We start from the raw sequence: 17273 nt of genomic DNA, 5'->3' as shown, positions 1-17273 counted from the left end.
GACGCTGATCTGCCTTTTCGAGGTGGTGGAGTGGGAGTCGCCCTTCGAGGCGCCCCTCACCAGCGCGGATCCGGTGCCGACAGCCACGTCCGACGTGGCGCAGCGCACCCGATGCGGAACGGACCCAGGGGTCATCGTCCAGGAGTCCTCGACAGCACCGATCCCGCACCGTCCACCGCGGTCGAGTGGCAGACGGTGACAGGGACGCCCGGCACTCCACTGCTCTTGTCGGGCGCGGCTCCTAGGGTTCTGGCCATGACGACGCGTCCGGCTCCGACCGGGCGGCCGCATGCGCTGCTGCGGCCGGACGTCGCCACCCGGGTCCTGGACATCCGTCGGCTGCCGCCGCCCGCGGATCTGGCCGGGCTGGTCGACTACTTCTGGTACGTCGGCTGGGATCTGGAGTCCCCGCACCGGCAGCAGGTGGTGCCGCAGCCCTGTGTGGACCTGGCGGTGGAAGCAGGCGGGCTGTGGGTGCACGGCGTGCGCCGGCGGCCGTTCGTCCGGGTGCAGTCGGGGCGCGGGCACACCCTGGGCACCCGGTTCCGGGCCGGTGGCGTCCGTCCGTTCCTCTCCGGTCCGGTGTCCGTTCTCACCGATCGGATGCGCCCGGTGCCGGAGGTGTTCGGGGTCGACGACGCCGCGGTGGTGCGGGCCGTGCTGGACGCCCACGACCCGCAGGTCATGGTCGAGGCGACGGCGGACTTCCTCCGGCGCCTGGCGCCGGCGCCCGATCCGCGGGTGGCGGAGGTGGCGGAGCTGATGGGCGCGGCCGAGCACGACCCCGGGTTGCACCGCGCCGCCGACCTGGCCGGCCGGGCCGGGCTCGGTCTGCGGTCGCTGGAGCGGCTGTTCGGCGAGTACGTGGGCGTCGGCCCGAAATGGGTGATCCAACGGTTCCGCATCCTGGATGCCGCGGCCGCCGCCCACGCCGGCTCGGACGTCGACTGGGCGGATCTGGCCAGGCGGCTCGGCTTCGCGGACCAGGCGCACCTGGTGCGGGCGTTCTCGCGGGTGGTCGGCACACCGCCGGCCGGCTACCGCCTGGAGGTCACCGGCCGGCGGGGGTGAGGGCGTGGAAGGTCCAGAAGTCATGTGCCACCGGCACCGTCACCGCGTCCAGACCGGCCCGGCGGGCGTAGTCCCGCAGCAGGGGGGCCCGGAAGACCGTGCCGGTGGCGGCGCTGGGCCGGGCGGTCATCGAGTCGGGCAGGCACACCAGCAGGCTGAACCCGTACCAGAGCCGGTCGATCTCGTCGCCGGGCGCGGCGTAGTCGTCGGCCACCTTCATGTCGGCGACCAGGACGACGCCGCCGGGGGCGAGCCGGGCACCGGCAGCGGCCAGCACACCGACCGGATCCGGTACGTCGTGCAGCATCTCGGCCATCACGACGAGGTCGAACGGCGGCCCGTCGGGCTCGATCGGGCCGGTCACCACCGTCGCCCGGCCGGCCACACCGGCCTCCGTGATGTTCTCCGCCGCGCGGGACGCCGAGTACTCGTCGGGATCGAAGGCGGTGATCGTCGCTTCCGGGAACCCTTCTGCCAGACCGACTGTCGCCCAACCGAATCCACACCCGACGTCGGCGGCCCGACCCCCGGCGGACAGTTTCTCCGCGGTGGTCGGGAGATGCTCCCGGATCCAGCCGGCCAGCGCGGTGCGCAGTGGCAGCTGGTTGACATCGCCCTGTGCGTCACGCATGTCGATGTCGAACTCGGCCCAGCCCACTCCCCCGCCGGCGCGGTAGGCCGCCTCGAGCGGGCGCAGCGCGGCCGCCGCGGCAGCGGACTGGCGCAGCATCGGCATCAGGTTGTGCCCGGAATCCGGGTCGACCAGCACCTCGCGGACACCGGGCGCAAGCGAGAACGCGGGATCACCGCTGCCGTCGGCCACCACCAGGTAGCCCGCGGATCCCATGGCCTCCAGCCACTCCCGGGCGTAACGGGGATGGATCCCGGCGGCCGAGGCCAGCGCCGCCGCGGTGACCGGACCGCCGGCCCCGTCGACGGCGAGCCACAGTCCCAATCGGTGCCCGAGGGTCACCGATGACGCCTCCAGCGCCCCCAGCAACGTCCCGAACACCCGGCCCTCGACATCGTCCACGGCAGTCATGCGGGCAGTCTGGCCGCGTGACGGCGCCGTCGCCGGACGAATCGGACAATCTCACCCGGACGCCGAGAGCGGGCCGGCACCCGTGGGTACCGACCCGCTCCGGATCGTGCTGGTGGTCGTCGTGCGACCTGCCGGGTCAGCCGCCGTAGCTGCCGGTGCCGGTCTCCTCGGAGGTGCCGTAGGCACCCGAGCCGGAGGCCGCACCCGCACCGGCCGGCGCACCCGCACCGGTCGGCCGGCTCTCCACGAAGTTGCCGTCCTCGTCGAGGTAGCCGGTGGCCGCCTGCTCCCAGCCGCCCTGGCCGTCCGGCACGCCGATCACGACGGATCCGTCGGGCGAGATGGCGGTGATCTGGTCGGCCTCGCCGTCACCGTCGACATCGGTGTAGCCGACGATGGTGCCGTCCTCGGCCTGGCTGACCACGGTGTCCGGGGTGCCGTCGCCGGTCATGTCGGCGGTCGGGGCGCCCAGGTCGTACTCCTGGCCGTCGTTGGTGACGGTGATGTCGCCGCCGGCGCCACCCTCGGTGCCGTAGCCGCTCTCGGTACCCGTGCCGCTCTCCGTGCCCGTGCCGCCCTCGGACCCGTAGCCGGTGCCGCTCTCGGTGCCCGTGCCGTAGCCGCTCTCCGTGCCCGCGCCGCCCTCGGACCCGTAGCCGGTGCCGCTCTCGGTGCCCGTGCCGTAGCCGCTCTCCGTGCCCGCGCCGCCCTCGGACCCGTAGCCGGTGCCGCTCTCGTTGCCGTAGCCGGCCTCGGTGCCGCCGGTGTTCTCGTCCTGCACCAGGTTGCCGTCCTCGTCCAGGTGCCCGGACGCCGCGACCTCCCAGCCGCCGTTGCCGTCGGTGACCGCGATGAGCACGTTGCCCTCGGCGTCGATCTGGGTGATCTGGTCGGCCTGGCCGTCGCCGTCCACATCGGTGTAGCCGACGACCGAACCGTCGTCGTTCTGCACGACCGCGGTGTCGGCCTGGCCGTCGCCGTCGAGGTCGGCGGTGGGATCGCCGACCGCCACCTGCGAGCCGTCGTCGGCCAGCACGGTGATGCCCTCGTCGTCGCCGGAAGCGGTGCCGTAGCCGGTGTTCGGGTCCTCGATGGGATCCTCACCCGGTTCCGTGGTGCCGCCGGTACCGGTGCTGCCGGTGCCGATGCTGCCGGAGCCGGTCTCGACCGGCTCGCCGGTCTGCGGGTCGATCTGGTTGCCGTCCTGGTCGTAGGCGGTCATCTCGTCGGCCTGGCCGTCGCCGTCGTGATCGGTGACCACGTAGGTGATGTCGCCCTCGCCGACGACGACCGAGTCGGCCATGCCGTCACCGTCGGAGTCGTACGTGGCGGGGCCGAGGTCGACCGTGCCGCTCTGCGTGGTGACCGAGATGTCCTCGCCGGTCTGGACGTCGTCGTTGTACTCGTCGAAATGCATGGTGGTGAACTCCTCGTGGGCCGGCCGGTGGGCCGGGAAGTGGCTGTCGGTCTGCGTGTGCGGTGTCGCTGTGTTCCGTTGCTGCGGTGCTGCGATGTCCTGCGATGTACTGCGATGTACTGAGCCGGGCGCTCGCGTTGTCGCGTTCCCGGAAGGCCTGTACTGCTCCGACGGGGTCGCCCGCCGTTCGGTTCCCTGCTCCCTGCGTCTATTTTGTCCGACTTCCGTCGGTTCCGCCCGGCGATCCGCAGCATTGCCGCGGATCGTCAGGCGGCGCCGGATCCGCTGCACTGCAACGGATCCGGCATCATTCCTGGGACGTTCGCCGGAGGGCGAGCAGCGCCGACGGCAACGCGGGCGCCGCTGCGTTCCCACCACCGGCGGCCACCGGTCGGTTCCCGGCCAGCCGGGTGACCCGAGGTCCGTTCGGTCGGGACTGCCGGCCGAGCTCGGGCAGTGCGGCCCGGATGGCGTCGACCACGGCCTGGGCCTGGGCCAGGTCCATCGTCGGTCGGGAGGTCACGACTGCGACCCGGCACCGATGCCGCTGCCCGGGGTCCAGCTGCCCTGCGCATCCAGGACATAGGTCGCAGTGACCTCGCCGGAGGAGTCGGTGGTCCAGGCCTTGTCGGCCACCCCGTCGCCGTCCGAGTCCTGGTAGAACAACGTCGAGTCGTTCGGGCCGGGTACCTGCACGGTGTCCGCGACCCCGTCGCCGTCCGCATCCAGGGTGGCCTCCCCTGCATCGAAGAACTGGCCGCCGGACGAGGACACCATCACCGAGCCCTGGGACTGCTCGGTGGTGTGGCCCGCCGGCTGGACGGCCGACTGCGGTTCTGCGTCCATCACCAGGTTGCCGTCGCTCTCCAGGTGTCCGGTGGCCACGACCTCCCAGCCGCCGTCGCCGTCCGGGACGGCCCAGGTGGCGTCGCCGGAGTCCGGGTCGATCTGGATGATCTGGTCCGGTCCGCCGTCGGCGTCCACGTCGGACACGATGAGGTAGCTGCCGTCCTCGGCCTGGGCCAGCACCGACTCGGGGACACCGTCGCCGTCAAGATCCTGGTCCGGGACGCCGAGATCGGTCTGCTCGCCGGATGCGTCGGTGAAGACGATCTCCGGGGAGTCCGCCGGGTCGGAGGTGCCGGCCTCCTGCACGGTCCCGGTGGTTCCGTCGGCCGGGACGAAGTCGCCGTCCTCGCCGATGGTGCCCTGCGCCGCGACGGTCCAGGTGCCGGAGCCGTCGTCGGTGAGGATGACGGCCTCGTTGGTGGTGGTGTCCACCTGCAGCATCTCGTCGGCGCGGCCGTCGCCGTCGATGTCGGAGATCTGGATGATCCGGTCGTCGGACTGCACCACGGCGGTCTCCGGGACCCCGTCGCCGTCCATGTCCTCGGTCGGCGGGCCGGCGTCGATGTACTCGTCGCCGTCGGCGACGGCGAGGTCACCGGGCACCACTCCGGGGTACTCCTGTGCCGCGGTCGGCTCGTCGGTGCCGGCGGCCCCGGCCGGATCGGTGGTGCCGACCGGATCGGTGGTGCCGGCAGCGTCGCCGGCGATCGCCGACGGCGGAGTGTCCGCGAACCCGGTGTCGACGGTGTCGTCGATCTGCGCCTCGCCCGAGGAGTCGACGACACCGGTGGCCTGCAGGTCCCAGCCGCCCGCACCGTCGGAGACCCAGATGCCGAAGGAACCGTCCGGCTGGATGCTGATGGCGACGTCGACGGTGCCGTTGTGGTCGGCGTCCGCGTACACCTCGACGCTGCCGTCCTCGGCCTCGACCGCCACCGCGTCGTACTCGCCGGCGAAGGTGACGTTGGGCTCGCCGAGGGAGACCTCGCTGCCGTCCGCACCCACCATCACCAGGTCGTCGCCGGTGGCCGGGTCCGCACCCCCCTCCGGGGTGACCGGGTCCTCGGTGCCCGGGTCGGTGGACTCGAGCTCGCCCTCCTCGTTGTAGCCGGGGTGCGGCCAGGGATCGGAGGGGTCGGCCGTGGTGCCTGCCGGGTCCTCCGCTTCCGGGCTCGACGTGTCGGGGCTGCCACCCAGGCCTTCGGAGTCGGCGGTGGAGAGATCGACACCGGTGTGATCGGTGCCGTCGTCGATCGGGTCGTCGGCGACGAAACCGGTGTGGACCTGGTCGTCCGCGTCGTCCTGCGAGATGTCACCATCGGTGAACATGTGGTCCCCCTTCCCGGGGACGGGGCAGCCAGGCTGCCGAGGTCAGTACCGGTCCGACTCCTGGCGGAGCGATCCGGTTCCCTGTCCCGCTCAGTTCGTGTGCGGGCCCGAGGAGTCCCCTTCCGCGGTCGCAGATACCTCCGGCGATGATCCGGTGCCGTCCGGTTGGCCGCCCGGCGCCGGGTCATGGTCCGGATCCGGCGCGTGATGGCGTCCCCGCGGAGCGGGTGTGACCGCGTCGAGGGTCGCCGGAGCTGCCGCGATCGCCGGCGCGGTGGCAGCCAAGGCAATGGTCCCAGTGGGCGCAGCGGGCGGAGTGGGCGCAGCGGGCGCAATGGGCGGCGCAGCCGGGACCGCGGCCGGAGAGGCGTTCGGGGGGTGCGGTCCGACATCGGGCACGGGCGAGGTGGCCGACGCGCCGGCCGGGCGGACACCCGCCGCCCGGGCGATCGCCGAGATCCCGGCGAAGGACACCCCGCGCGGCGGCTGGTTCGCCGGCGGCCGGATGAACGGTGCGCCACCGGCCGGGCGCTGAGGAGCCGGCGGCGGGGCCGGCGCTCCTGCCGCTCCCGATTGCGGGACCGGTGCCGTTGCGAGCTGCGGTGCCATTGCGGGTTGCGGTGCCGTTGCCGACGGCGGTGCTGCCGGCGATGCCGGTGCCGTTGCAGGGTGCGCTGCCGATGCCGGCGACAGTGCCGTTGCCGGCGACATGAACGCGGGTTGCGGGGACGGCGGCGGCCCCGACGCAGCGGGGGCGGCGGGCGCGCCCGGAGCGGGCTGCTGCGTGGCCGCCTGCTCCGCGGCAACCTGCTGGGCCCGTTCGCGGAGCCGGACCAGGCCCTGCGGCAGCACCGGCCGGAACACGGCCGGTGTGGGCGCGGCAACTCCCGGCGCGGCGGCTCCCGCCTGGGTCTCCGACACGTCCGGACCACCGGGCGCGGCGGCCGGCCCGGGGCTCACCGGCACCCCGGGTGCCGGTGCCGGGCGGGCACCGGCGATCACCGCCGGCAGTCCGGCCGGGACCCGGATCGGCCGCAGTCCCTGCGGTCCGGGCGGAGCGATCGGTGAGGAGGCAGGAGGTGGTGTCGCCGGTACCGGGACGAACGGGCCGGCGGCCACCTGCGCCGAGCCCGCAGGACCCGCGGCCGGGGGCGCTGCAGGATGTGCGGGCGCCGCGGCCGCCGGAACCGGGGCCGGCACGGGAGGAACGGGGGCCGCGGCAGCAGCGGGAGGGCCGGCCGGCACGGGGGCCGCGGCAGCAGCGGGTGGCCCGGCCGGCGCGGGAGCAGCAGGGGGGCCGCCCGGAGCGGCACCGTTCTTACGCAGCAGTGCACCGAAGGACAGGGTTGCCGCCCCGGCACCCGGCCGTGGCGGACCGGCGGGTGCAGCCTGCGGAACCGGCACGACCGGCGGGGCGGCAGTGGCACCGGGAACGGTCGGCAGCGCAGCCGGGCGGAACCCGGCCGGGATCCCGGGCGCGGCCGGATTCACCGGTGCCGCACCGAATCTCGTCGACCGGATCCGCTGCAGCAGCGCCTCCCCACCCGAGATCAGCGTGGTGCCGGCACCTTTGCGTTCGTCGATGGACCGGAGTCGGCCGGCCCGCTCGCTCGCGTCCAGCTTCAGCGCTCCGTCCACCTCCTTGATCTCCGCGTCCAGCGCCGCGACCTGGCGCGAGAGTGCGTCGTCCAGCGCCAGTGTCAGCTGCTGGTCGGCATCCACGAACTGCTCGGCGATGCCCTGGTCGATCTGCGCCTTCGACTCGCCCAGCACCTCCATCAGCCACTGCTTGAGGTGCTGGCGCTCGGCCATCCGCTTGCGCGACTTGAGAAGGAACAGCGCGGCCGCGCCGCCCACCACCACCGAGATCGGCGCGAGCGCGATGCCGAAGGCGGCCGGGAGCGCCATGAACGGCAGGCTGACCACGATGTGCGAGAGCGAGAACCCCATGCCCGCACCGGACAGCGTCATGATCGACTCGTCCAGGTTGCGCTGCTTCTCCGGCCCGCGGGACTGCACCGCCTCGTACGGCCGGGTCGCCAACTGCGAGATGAGCACCGTCAGCTCGTCCTGGGTGAACAGCTCGGCCAGCACGTTCCGGGTGATCCGCCCCATCGCGTCGATCAGCCGGGCGTGCGCCCGATGCGTCATCGCCTTCGCGTAGGCGTCGATGTGGTACGGCATGTTCTTCAGCTCGGCGTTGTCCGCGGTGTCGATCGACCCGCGGAACATCTGCCCGGCCTCACGCACCTCGCGGGCGGTCTCGTGGGTGAGATCGACACGGGCGCGCTGGATCTCGGAGCGCAGGTTGACCTGCCAGCTGCGGCCGCCCGACTTCCGCTGCCCCAGCAGCTCCTCCCGCCTGGACTTCAGCGACTCCGCCTGTGCCGCACCGGCGGTCAGCGCCTTGCGGGACAGGTCGAGCTTGGTGACCGCACCCGCGATCACCGTGATGCTGCTGCGGATGGTGTTCGCCTCGGAGAGCATCGCCGCGGCGGCCGCGACCTCGCCGGTGAGCACGTTGCGCAGCGCCGGCACGCCGGACTGCTCCAGGATCATGCCGGCGATCTTCGGGTCGGCCTGGCCGGCGGCGGCATCGGCCAAACGGCTGGACACCGGGTGGAACAGCGCATCGGTGAAACGCGGGGCGTGCCGGGCCAGCAACTGCCGGTCGGCATCGACGATCTCGCGCCAGCCGCGGTACGCGTCGGTCTTGGTGACGGCGAAGTGCACGCTGTCCACGCGGTCGGCGACCATGTTCAGGAAGCCGAGCTCACCGCTGGTGAACGGCGCGGACGCGTCGACCACGAAGAGCAGCGCGGTCGCCTCGGCCGCCGCCTCGGCGGCGAGTTCGGCGTGCGCCGCGACCAACCCGCCGACACCCGGGGTGTCGACAACGGTGACCGCGCGGGCCATCTCGGACGGCAGTCCGATCTCGATCATCCGGGGCGGCGGGACGTCCAGGTCCGGTTCGCCGTCCACCGTCGCCCAGTTGCGGAGATCGGTGACGGGGAAGGTGATGTCGGCCATGCCGCCGCCGAACCGGGCGACCGCGTACGGCTGGTCGGAGTGCACGAAGGTGAGATAGCTGCAGGTGGCGACGCCGGCGTCGACCGGCGACAGGCCCGGGGTGCCGAGCAGCGCGTTGACCAACGACGACTTGCCGCGGTTGGTCTCGCCGACGACGACCATCCGGGGCGCGGTGGTCGAGGGCTGCCGGGCGGCCAGCACCCCGGCGGCCTCCGGGTCGTCCACCCGCAACCAGGTCACCGAGGCGTCACGCCATTGCTTCACCGCCTGCGGCAACGGTGGCTGCACCGGACGCGCACCGGCGCGCGGGGCGGTGATGCCCAGCGCCTGGACGGTGGCGAACGGGTCCCTGGGCGTCATGGGGGTGAAACTACCGGTCCGGGCGCTTCCAGGGGAGTGGTCCGGCAGGTCCGCACCGGGCGATCGGCGCCGGTCACCGCCCGGAGATCACCGGGCCACCGGAACCCGTGCAGGACGGGCGAGTTCGGCCGACGGAGCGCCGCCGTCGAAGGCGTCCAGCAGCACCCGCTGCCGGCCGCAGGCGCACTGCTGGTAGCGGACGAGGCCGTCGCTGGTGAGGTGACTGGAGCGGGTGGACCAGATGTGGGTGGTGTGCATGGTTCCAGCGTGATGTCATGTGCTTGTGCAGTTCAACCCTTACGGGCGGGATCCGGTGCTGCTGGCCGTCGATCTGGCCAATGACCCGCCGACCGACACCACCGCACTCGCCGATCGCTGTGCCGGGGCGGGTCTGGTGCTGGAGTGCGCTGTCACCCCGGCCGACCTGACCGCCCTTGCCTCGTTCTTCGACCGATGGTCGGCGGTGGTGGACGCCGCGGCGCCGATCACCCGGGCCGAGCTGCTCAACGGCCTGCTCACCGAGTATTCGGCCCCGCCGCAGCTCACCGACCACGCGGGAACCGGCTGGCACCTGCACTTCCGGGCGGACGGCCTGCCGGTGCACCGCCAGGTCGCGGCGCTGGTCGCGGTGGGCACCGCCCTGCACCTGACCGGGCTGGGCATGGGAAGGCTCGGCCGGTGCGCGGCGGTCGACTGCACGCGCGTGTACGCGGACGTCTCACGCAACGGCCGGCAGCGGTACTGCAGTCCCGGCTGCGGCAACCGGGCGGCCGTTCAGCGCCACCGGTCCCGGATCTCCGGGTCAGGGGCGGTTCAGGGCACCGGGTCGGCGAGCCGGTAGACGACCACGACCGGCTCCCGGATGACGGTGCCGCGGTCGACGAACCCGGCCAGCTCGGTCTCGGCGACGACGTCGTGCCTGGCCGGGTCGTCGGTCCGCTCGATCCCGCCGGCCTCGTGGTGGGCAGGGTCGAACTTCTCCCCGTCCGGCCGGATCACCTGCACCCCGACGGACTCCAGCCCCGCGGACAAGCGCTCCCACACGCCGGGGCTCTTCGCCCGGTCCCAGGCGTAGATGAGCAGGTCGATCAGCACCCGGCGCTCGGCTGCGGCGGGATCCGTGACGGCCTCCACCGCTCCGTCCCCCGGTGCGGTCTCCTCGTCGGATCCCGCCTCGACGAAACCGTCCTGGAACGACCCGGCCAGCGCCTTGAGCCGGTCGGCGCCGGCCTCGCCCACGGACCGGCCCTTGGCACCGGCGGACTCGGCGAGCGCACGCAACCGTCCCGCCTCGTGGTCGTCGGCCGACGCAGCGCCTTCGCGGAACCGGTCGGCCAGTGTCTTCCGCTCCGGATCGGCGGTCGCCGCGCCCTCCCGGAACGAGTCCGCAAGGTGGTGGCGGGGTTTCAGCGGCTCCGGGGTGTACTCGGTGGCCGCGGCGTCCCGGAAGTCGTCGGCCAGGTGCCGGCGCGGGGCCAGCGGCTCCGGCGGTGCGATCGGTTCCGGCGGCGGGATGTCATCGACCGGCTCCCGTTCGTGCTCGCCCCGCCGGAATCCGGACAGCCAGCTCATGATCGCCAATCCTCACCGGCCGGTCGGGGCGGCCTGCCGAGGGTGCCCGGCGCGGCCGCCGGGACGTCACCCTTGAGTTCCTGCCAGAGCAGGAAGTACGCGCGGTGCACCACGTGCGCCACCCGGCTCTGCGCCGGGGTCGCACCGAACGAGGCGTAGGACCGCCACCACCCGGCCCGGTCCAGCGCCGCCTGCTGCAGCGTCGCCTGGTCGGCACCGGCCAGTCCCAGCTGCTCGTCGGGCCGGGTCGACCCGCCGAGGGTGAGGATCTCGGTGGCCAGGTCGTCCGGCATCGCTACCGACCGGCTGGTCACCAGGGTGAGCGCCTCCATCAGCCTCAGCTGGTGTGCCTCCGGGCGTTGCAACAGCACCTCGATGGCGTCATGGATCCGCTGCCGCTCGGCCCAGTCGGTGGACGCGGCGGCCAGCGAGGCCAACGACGCCAGGGCCGCGCTGGCCTTGATCCCGTCGGCCCGGGACCGGAACACCTCGCCCAGCCGGCGGCGCAGCTCGGCCAGACCGGAGGCGTCCAGCAGCCGGCGCCGCAGCTCGCCCGCCGAGATCGCCGGGTCCTCCCGGATGATCGCCACGGCCTGCCCGATCCCGTACAGGTCGAGCAGTTGCAGCAGCCGGATCCGGGTGGCCGGGTCCACCGGCGCGTCCATCATGGTGAACAGGTCGGCGGCCATCGTCATCGCCGAGAACATGCCCGGGTCGACGCCGGCCAGCGCGCGCAGCGCCTCGGCGTCGCCGGCGGTGAAGGCGCCGGTCTCGGCGGTCTCGGCCAGCAGCCCGATCAGCGGCAGCACGTCGGCCACCCGCGGCCGCAGCACGGCGGCCTGCTCGGCGGCGAGCAACCGGGCGGCACGGGCCACCGAACCCTCGGCACCGGCCACCGATTCCGGCGGCACCGTGTCGGCCTTGTTCAGCACCGCGAGCGCGTTGACCGGGCCGGCCTCACGGGACGCGGTGGCCGCGGTGAAGGAGGTGAGCACCGCGGTGTCGTCGGCCCGCACCGACTGGGTGAACACGTAGATGACCGCCTCGGCGCCGGCCACGGCGAACCGGGAGACCGGGTCCATCTCGGTGGTGCCGTCCTCCGACTCGCCGCCGGCCGGCGCGGCACCCGGGGTGCCGAGCAGCGCATCGGTGCGCGAGACCGACGCCGCGTCCAGCGATCCCAGCCCGGGGGTGTCGATGACCGTGATGTCGGCCAGCAGGGCCGAGGTCAGGTAGGCCTCGAGGTGGGACACCGTGTCGATGTCCAGGCCCAGCTCGGCGGGCACCCCGCCGTCGGGCGCGAACGGGATCGTGGTGCGGTTGCCGTCCTTGAGCACGACCTCGATGCGGTCGACGGTCCCGTACTGGAAGCGGGTCACCAGCCGGGTGCACTCACCGACGTCGGTGGGCGCCACGCGGCGGCCGATGATCGAGTTGACCAGGGTGGACTTGCCGGACTTGATGCGGCCGGCGACGGCCAGCTGCAGCGGGGTGTCCAGCCGGGCGAGCACCTCGCGGACACCGGCGGCGACCGGTCCGGAGACCTGCGGCAGCAGCGCGGTGCACATGCCGCCGACGGCGGCGGACAGCGGTCCCTGCACGCTCGGTCTCCCTCCTCCGCCGATCGGGTGCGCGACCGGGCCGTGCGGACACGGGACCGGTACGAGCCGCAGGTTACCCGCGTGGTTTGTACTGACTGTCCCAGAGCCCGAGCATCTCGGACGCGACCGTGGCGCCCTGCACCGCGATCAGCCCGACCAACGGTGTGCCGTCCAGGGTCCAGGCGAGCACCGAGTTGCCGTGACCGGTGTAGGCCTCGCCGAAGGCCGGCATGTCCTCCGCGGTGACAACCCTTCCGCCGGGCCCGGTGTCGAAGGTCTCGTCGCTGTCCCGCGGGTCCGAGCCGTCGTCCGGCACGGCGCGCAGCTCGGCGAACCGGTCGAGATAGCCACTCGCATCGGCGTCCGGCGCGGTCAGCACGTAGACCAGTGTCCGGTAGAAGATGCCGGCCTCGTCGGAGATCGATTCCGGCAGGTCGCAGCGGATCACCCGGTCCGCCGACAGCTCGGTCGGCAGCGAGCTGTTGAACCCGTCGGTGAGGACGGTGCAGTTGGTCAGCCGACTGATCGACGCCCCGACGAAGTCGACCTCGTCGGTGGTGAACACGCCGTTCGGCCCGGCACCGGAGGTCCCGGCGGACTGCGACGGATCGGTGCCGCCGGACGACGCGCCCGAGGACGGCGACCCGCCCGACGTGCTCGGCGCCGACGTGCTGCTGGTCGCGGTGCCGCCGGTGCCGGAGAAGACCCCGGTGGCGAACAGCACCACCAGCACCGCGGCGATCGCGACCACGGCGCCCACCCCGCCGACCAGCAGGCCGCGCCGGCGGCGGGCGGTGCCGCGGTCGTTCTGCCCCGGGGGACGCGAGCCGACAACGGGCGTCCCCGAGCTGTGCGGACCCGAGGCGTGCGGGCCGGCGCTGTGCGGACCGGAAGGCGTGTGCGGGCCGGTGGGCCGGGCGTGCGGCCCGGTCGGCGGCTGCGGCGGGCGGCCCGGGGTGCCCTCGGTGAGGGCGACGGTCCGCTGGGCGTTGCGGCGGACCGGCACCAGCAGCGCGCCGAGGGCGACGGTGGTCTCCGGCTGGTCCAGGGCCACCGGGGTGAGTCGCAGCCGCTCCTGGATCAGCCCGGCCACCAGGGGCACGCGGGAGGAGCCGCCGACCAGGAACACCCCGGTCAGCCGGTCCGGGGTGACCCCGGCGGTGCGCAGGGTGTCGCCGAGCAGATCGATGGACCGCACCAGGTCGGGCCGGATCAGGCCCTCGAACTCGGTGCGGGTCAGGTGCGCGTCGGTGAACGGGTCGGGCAGCGCGACCTCGGTCTGCGCGTACCGGGACAGCGTCTCCTTGGCGGCCCGCACGTCCTCGGCGAGGGCGCGGGCGGTGCGTCGCGCGGAGGCGTCGGCCGGCCGCAGCAGCTGCTGCCAGCGGCCCGGGTCCACGGCGGAGGCGCCGCGTCCGACGTGGTCGAGGATCGCCTGGTCGAAGTCCAGACCGCCGAGGTCGGGAAGACCGGCCTCGGCCAGCACGTGGAACTCGCCCTGACCGGGGCCGTCACCGTTGCGGGTGACCACGGCGACGTCGAAGGTGCCACCGCCGAGGTCGTAGACGGCGACCGCGCCGCCGGGCGGCAGGGTCCGGCCGGGCAGCCGGGTGAACTGGGCGGCCGCGGCGACCGGTTCCGGCAGCAGCACCGGGTTCGCGCCGAGCCCGGCGGCCCGGGCCGCGGTGATCAGCGTGTTCTGTCGGGCCGCGCCCCAGTTCGCCGGATGGGTCAGCCGGACCTCGTCGGGCAACCCGCCACCCAGCTGGCGGCGGACCTCGGTCGCCACCGTGCGCAGCACCGCGGCCAGCAGGTCCACCACCGGCACGATCCGGTCGCCGAGCAGTACCTCGCCGTCGTCGATGCGGCGCTTGGGGTTCGGCTCGAAGCGGCTGGGATCCAGCCGGGCCTGCCGGAGCGCCTCCCGCCCGGTGGCCACCGACCCGTCCGGTGCGACGTACACGGCGGAGGGCAGCAGCGGCGAGGTGTCGAAGGTGACGGTGCGCGGGGCCTGGCCGTCGACGGCGAGCGCGGCGACCGTGTTCGACGTGCCGAAGTCGATGGCCAACAACCGCATGGTTCCGTGTTCCGCCCGGTCCGTCAGGTTCCGGTGCGCACCCTGCACACCGGTGGCCCATCGTGTCATGCCGTCGACGGCTGCGTGCCCGGACGGCGAGGTCCCGGCGAACACCACGCTCCGGTGATCACTCCTCACCCTCCGTCCGTGGCACGGAGGAGTCGGTACGGCATGCTGTGAGGCGCACAGTGCTGACCAAGGCCGGCGCGGCGTTGACCGAGGCCGTCGATGACCGAGGCCGGCGCCGGCTCGACCGATCCCAGAGAGGCCGACATGATCGACGTGCAGGGCCTGACCAAGGTCTACGGCCGCACCAGGGCCGTGGACCAACTGTCCTTCCAGGTCAGACCGGGGACGGTGACCGGCTTCCTGGGCCCGAACGGGGCCGGGAAGTCCACCACGATGCGGATGATCCTCGGCCTGGACAACCCGACGTCCGGGCAGGCCCTCATCGACGGCGTCCCGTACGCCGCGCTGAAGAAGCCGCTCACCAAGGTCGGGGCGCTGCTCGACGCCAACTGGGTGCACCCCAACCGCACCGCCCGCGCGCACCTGCGCTGGATGGCCGCGGCGAGCGGGATCCCGGCCGGCCGGGTGGGCGAGGTGCTGGAGGTCGTCGGGCTGTCCGACGTGGCCGGGAAGTCCGTCGGCAAGTTCTCCCTCGGCATGAAGCAGCGGCTCGGCCTGGCCGGGGCGCTGCTCGGCGACCCCGAGGTGCTGCTCTTCGACGAGCCGGTGAACGGACTCGACCCCGAGGGCATCCTCTGGATCCGGCAGTTCATGAAGTCACTGGCCGCGGCCGGCCGGACGGTGCTGGTCTCCTCCCACCTGCTGTCCGAGATGGCGCTCACCGCCGACCATCTCGTGGTGATAGGGCGGGGCCGGCTGATCGCCGACGCGGCCACCCCGGACTTCATCGCCCAGGCGACGGAGACCTCGGTGCGGGTGCGCAGTCCCCGGCTGGACGACCTGCGGGCCGCGCTCACCGCACGCGGGATCGCGGCCGAGCCGATCGCCGGCGACGAGAAGACCCCACCGGCGCTGTCGATCTCCGGCGTCCCGATCGAGCAGGTCGGCGACATCGCGGGTCAGGAGGGGATCACCCTGCACGAGCTGACCGGGGTCACCGGATCACTGGAGCAGGCGTTCATGCAGCTGACCGGGGACTCGGTGGAGTACGGGGCGCACGGTTTCGCCGGTTCCCCGGCCGCACACGCCGCCGCGGCGAGCGCGCTGACCGCCGCCGACCTGCCGCCCGCCGATCCGTTCCGACCGGAAGGGAACCGCTGACATGTCACTGGTCAACGTCGAACGGATCAAGCTCTTCTCCACCCGCTCCCCCTACTGGTGCCTGGTGGCGATCCTCGTCGCGTCCGCGCTGTTCGCGCTGCTGGCCGGACTGCTGGAGAACGGCCGCAACGCCGTCCCGACCTTCGCGCTCAGCGGGGTCGGGCTGGGGCAGAACATCTTCCTGGTGCTGGCCGCGCTGGCGGTGACCACCGAGTACCGGTTCGGCACCATCCGGACCGCGTTCCTGGCCACCCCGAACCGGTTCGCGGTGCTGCTGTCGAAGACCGTGGTGCTGGCGGTGCTCGGCGCGGTCATCGGCTTCATCTGCGCCGTCGGCGCCTTCTTCCTCACCAAGCTGCTGGCGAAGAGCCCGCCGCTGCCGCTGGACCTGCAGGGCGAGCTCTGGCGGGTGGTGGCCGGCCACGCGGTGCTGTTCCCGATCTGCGCGGTGATCGCGGTGGCGGTGGGATCGTTGCTCCGGCAGTCCGCGGGGGCGGTGGCGATCCTGCTGCTCTGGCCGCTGCTGGTCGAGCAGCTGGTCGGGCTGATCCCGACGGTCGGCGAGAAGATCGGCCCGTGGCTGCCTTTCCGCGCCGGTGCCCAGTTCGTCGCCGACCTCCGGCAGCTGCCCGGACCGGCCGGCAACTTCAACGTCGTCGACCCGAACGCCCCGACCCCCGTCCAGGGTCTGCTCGCGTTCCTCGGCTACGCCGTGCTGATCTGGGTGATCGCGCTGATCGTGCTGCGCCGCCGGGATGCCTGACCCGCACACACCGGTGGCCGGTCGCGCGGCAGCCGACTCCGGGCTCCGTCGATGGACTCCGTCGATCCGGATCCGGGTTGGCCGGGGACCGGGGGCGGCCCTACTGTGCCGACTGTGGAGGCACGCCCCGTTCAGCACACCCGGATCCGCACCGGTACCCCCGGTGACGGGGTGCCCGCGCACTTCCGCCGGGTGGTCAGCTTCACCCCGCGCGGCGGCCGGCTGAACGACGTGCAACGGCGGGCCTGGGAGGCGCACGCTCCGGCCTGGTACCTGGACGTCGACGGGGTCGGGACGACGCTGGACCCGGTCGCGCTGTTCGGCCGGGACGCCCCGCTGGTGGTCGAGATCGGTTCCGGCATGGGCGAATCCACCGCCGCCATGGCCAAGGCGCGGCCGGAGGCGAACATCCTGGCGATTGAGGTGTACCGGCCGGGGGTCGCGCAGACCTTCCACCACCTGGCCCGGGCCGGGGTGGACAACGTCCGGGTGCTGCGGGCGGATGCGGTGCAGGTGCTGACCGAGCTGGTCCGGCCGGGGTCGCTCGCCGAGATCTGGTTGTTCTTCCCGGATCCCTGGCCGAAGACCCGGCACATCAAGCGGCGGCTGGTGTCCGCCGAGTTCGCCGAGCTGGCCGCGAGCCGGCTGCGCCGCGGCGGGCTGCTGCGGATGGCCACCGACTGGGAGCCCTACGCCCTGCAGATGCTGGCCGTGCTGGGCGGGGTGAAGTCGCTGCGCAACGTCCACCCGGGCTGGGCGCCGCGCCCGGCGTTCCGGCCGCGGACCCGGTTCGAACGCCGCGGTCTGTCCGCCGGCCGGGAGATCAACGACCTGGAGTTCGTCCGGCGCTGAGCGGGTGATACGGCCGGCCG

At 73.4% G+C, this 17273-nt stretch carries 14 protein-coding genes; 5 read left to right on the top strand and 9 right to left on the bottom strand.

The genetic code is table 11. The annotated features are described in order from the left end of the window. Nucleotides 1-255 precede the first annotated feature (255 nt). Nucleotides 256-1071, top strand: a complete 816-nt coding sequence (locus GIS00_RS18225) for a helix-turn-helix domain-containing protein (RefSeq protein WP_154769890.1) — start codon at nucleotides 256-258, stop codon at nucleotides 1069-1071. Here GIS00_RS18225 and GIS00_RS18220 read toward each other — a convergent pair. From GIS00_RS18220 to GIS00_RS18195, 6 genes are all read right to left on the bottom strand, one after another. Further along, entirely contained in the window at nucleotides 1052-2113 is a 1062-nt protein-coding gene (locus tag GIS00_RS18220; RefSeq protein WP_154769889.1) for a class I SAM-dependent methyltransferase, read from the bottom strand. The genes GIS00_RS18225 and GIS00_RS18220 overlap by 20 nt on opposite strands. A 136-nt stretch (nucleotides 2114-2249) precedes the next feature. Continuing rightward, nucleotides 2250-3530, bottom strand: coding sequence for a DUF6802 family protein (locus tag GIS00_RS18215; protein WP_154769888.1), 1281 nt, complete (start codon nucleotides 3528-3530; stop codon nucleotides 2250-2252). Nucleotides 3531-3837: 307 nt separating this feature from the next. Further along, nucleotides 3838-4053: a hypothetical protein gene (locus GIS00_RS18210; protein WP_154769887.1), complete on the bottom strand. Its 216-nt coding sequence runs from the start codon at nucleotides 4051-4053 to the stop codon at nucleotides 3838-3840. After that, a complete protein-coding gene (locus GIS00_RS18205) occupies nucleotides 4050-5708 on the bottom strand; it encodes a DUF6802 family protein (RefSeq protein ID WP_154769886.1) in 1659 nt (552 codons plus the stop codon). Before GIS00_RS18205 ends, GIS00_RS18210 begins: the two co-directional genes overlap by 4 nt. 90 nt (nucleotides 5709-5798) lie before the next feature. Beyond that, complete coding sequence (locus GIS00_RS28685; RefSeq protein WP_154769885.1) at nucleotides 5799-9098, bottom strand: dynamin family protein; 3300 nt, start codon at nucleotides 9096-9098, stop codon at nucleotides 5799-5801. 87 nt (nucleotides 9099-9185) lie between these two features. Next, complete coding sequence (locus GIS00_RS18195) at nucleotides 9186-9356, bottom strand: hypothetical protein (protein ID WP_154769884.1); 171 nt, start codon at nucleotides 9354-9356, stop codon at nucleotides 9186-9188. Nucleotides 9357-9381: 25 nt separating this feature from the next. Here GIS00_RS18195 and GIS00_RS18190 point away from each other — a divergent pair, with 25 nt between their 5' ends. Beyond that, nucleotides 9382-9939, top strand: a complete 558-nt coding sequence (locus GIS00_RS18190) for a CGNR zinc finger domain-containing protein (protein WP_322098098.1) — start codon at nucleotides 9382-9384, stop codon at nucleotides 9937-9939. On the opposite strand, the gene grpE is transcribed toward GIS00_RS18190, so the two are convergent. From grpE to GIS00_RS27870, 3 genes are all read right to left on the bottom strand, one after another. Beyond that, entirely contained in the window at nucleotides 9912-10670 is a 759-nt protein-coding gene (gene grpE, locus GIS00_RS27875) for a nucleotide exchange factor GrpE (protein WP_230313801.1), read from the bottom strand. The genes GIS00_RS18190 and grpE overlap by 28 nt on opposite strands. Then, nucleotides 10667-12238, bottom strand: coding sequence for a dynamin family protein (locus GIS00_RS18180; RefSeq protein ID WP_154770195.1), 1572 nt, complete (start codon nucleotides 12236-12238; stop codon nucleotides 10667-10669). Before GIS00_RS18180 ends, grpE begins: the two co-directional genes overlap by 4 nt. A 106-nt stretch (nucleotides 12239-12344) precedes the next feature. Continuing rightward, the gene (locus GIS00_RS27870) at nucleotides 12345-14486 is read right to left on the bottom strand and encodes an Hsp70 family protein (protein WP_322098096.1); all 2142 of its coding nucleotides are present in this window, start codon (nucleotides 14484-14486) and stop codon (nucleotides 12345-12347) included. 135 nt (nucleotides 14487-14621) lie between these two features. Between GIS00_RS27870 and GIS00_RS18170 the strand changes: the two genes are divergently transcribed. The 3 genes from GIS00_RS18170 to trmB all read left to right on the top strand — a co-directional run bounded on the left by GIS00_RS18170 (nucleotide 14622) and on the right by trmB (nucleotide 17253). Further along, the gene (locus tag GIS00_RS18170; protein WP_154770194.1) at nucleotides 14622-15638 is read left to right on the top strand and encodes an ABC transporter ATP-binding protein; all 1017 of its coding nucleotides are present in this window, start codon (nucleotides 14622-14624) and stop codon (nucleotides 15636-15638) included. A gap of 1 nt (nucleotide 15639) precedes the next feature. Continuing rightward, nucleotides 15640-16401 carry a hypothetical protein gene (locus GIS00_RS18165; protein ID WP_154769883.1) on the top strand — a complete coding sequence of 254 codons (762 nt, stop codon included), beginning with the start codon at nucleotides 15640-15642 and terminating at the stop codon, nucleotides 16399-16401. A gap of 114 nt (nucleotides 16402-16515) precedes the next feature. Then, nucleotides 16516-17253 carry a tRNA (guanosine(46)-N7)-methyltransferase TrmB gene (gene trmB, locus GIS00_RS28490; RefSeq protein WP_322098095.1) on the top strand — a complete coding sequence of 246 codons (738 nt, stop codon included), beginning with the start codon at nucleotides 16516-16518 and terminating at the stop codon, nucleotides 17251-17253. Nucleotides 17254-17273 lie beyond the last annotated feature (20 nt).

The sequence above is a fragment of the Nakamurella alba genome, from assembly GCF_009707545.1.
Classification (GTDB): Bacteria; Actinomycetota; Actinomycetes; order Mycobacteriales; family Nakamurellaceae; genus Nakamurella; species Nakamurella alba.
Note: the sequence above shows the minus strand (reverse complement) of the source record. Positions and strands in the feature narration are given on the sequence as shown.

What these genes read in the sequence shown, in the direction of transcription:
- GIS00_RS18225 (WP_154769890.1), top strand. Translation starts at nt 256, where the DNA reads ATGACGACGCGTCCGGCTCCGACCGGGCGGCCGCATGCGCTGCTGCGG.
- GIS00_RS18220 (WP_154769889.1), bottom strand. Translation starts at nt 2,113, where the DNA reads ATGACTGCCGTGGACGATGTCGAGGGCCGGGTGTTCGGGACGTTGCTG.
- GIS00_RS18215 (WP_154769888.1), bottom strand. Translation starts at nt 3,530, where the DNA reads ATGCATTTCGACGAGTACAACGACGACGTCCAGACCGGCGAGGACATC.
- GIS00_RS18205 (WP_154769886.1), bottom strand. Translation starts at nt 5,708, where the DNA reads ATGTTCACCGATGGTGACATCTCGCAGGACGACGCGGACGACCAGGTC.
- GIS00_RS28685 (WP_154769885.1), bottom strand. Translation starts at nt 9,098, where the DNA reads ATGACGCCCAGGGACCCGTTCGCCACCGTCCAGGCGCTGGGCATCACC.
- GIS00_RS18195 (WP_154769884.1), bottom strand. Translation starts at nt 9,356, where the DNA reads ATGCACACCACCCACATCTGGTCCACCCGCTCCAGTCACCTCACCAGC.
- grpE (WP_230313801.1), bottom strand. Translation starts at nt 10,670, where the DNA reads ATGAGCTGGCTGTCCGGATTCCGGCGGGGCGAGCACGAACGGGAGCCG.
- GIS00_RS18180 (WP_154770195.1), bottom strand. Translation starts at nt 12,238, where the DNA reads ATGTGCACCGCGCTGCTGCCGCAGGTCTCCGGACCGGTCGCCGCCGGT.
- GIS00_RS18170 (WP_154770194.1), top strand. Translation starts at nt 14,622, where the DNA reads ATGATCGACGTGCAGGGCCTGACCAAGGTCTACGGCCGCACCAGGGCC.
- GIS00_RS18165 (WP_154769883.1), top strand. Translation starts at nt 15,640, where the DNA reads ATGTCACTGGTCAACGTCGAACGGATCAAGCTCTTCTCCACCCGCTCC.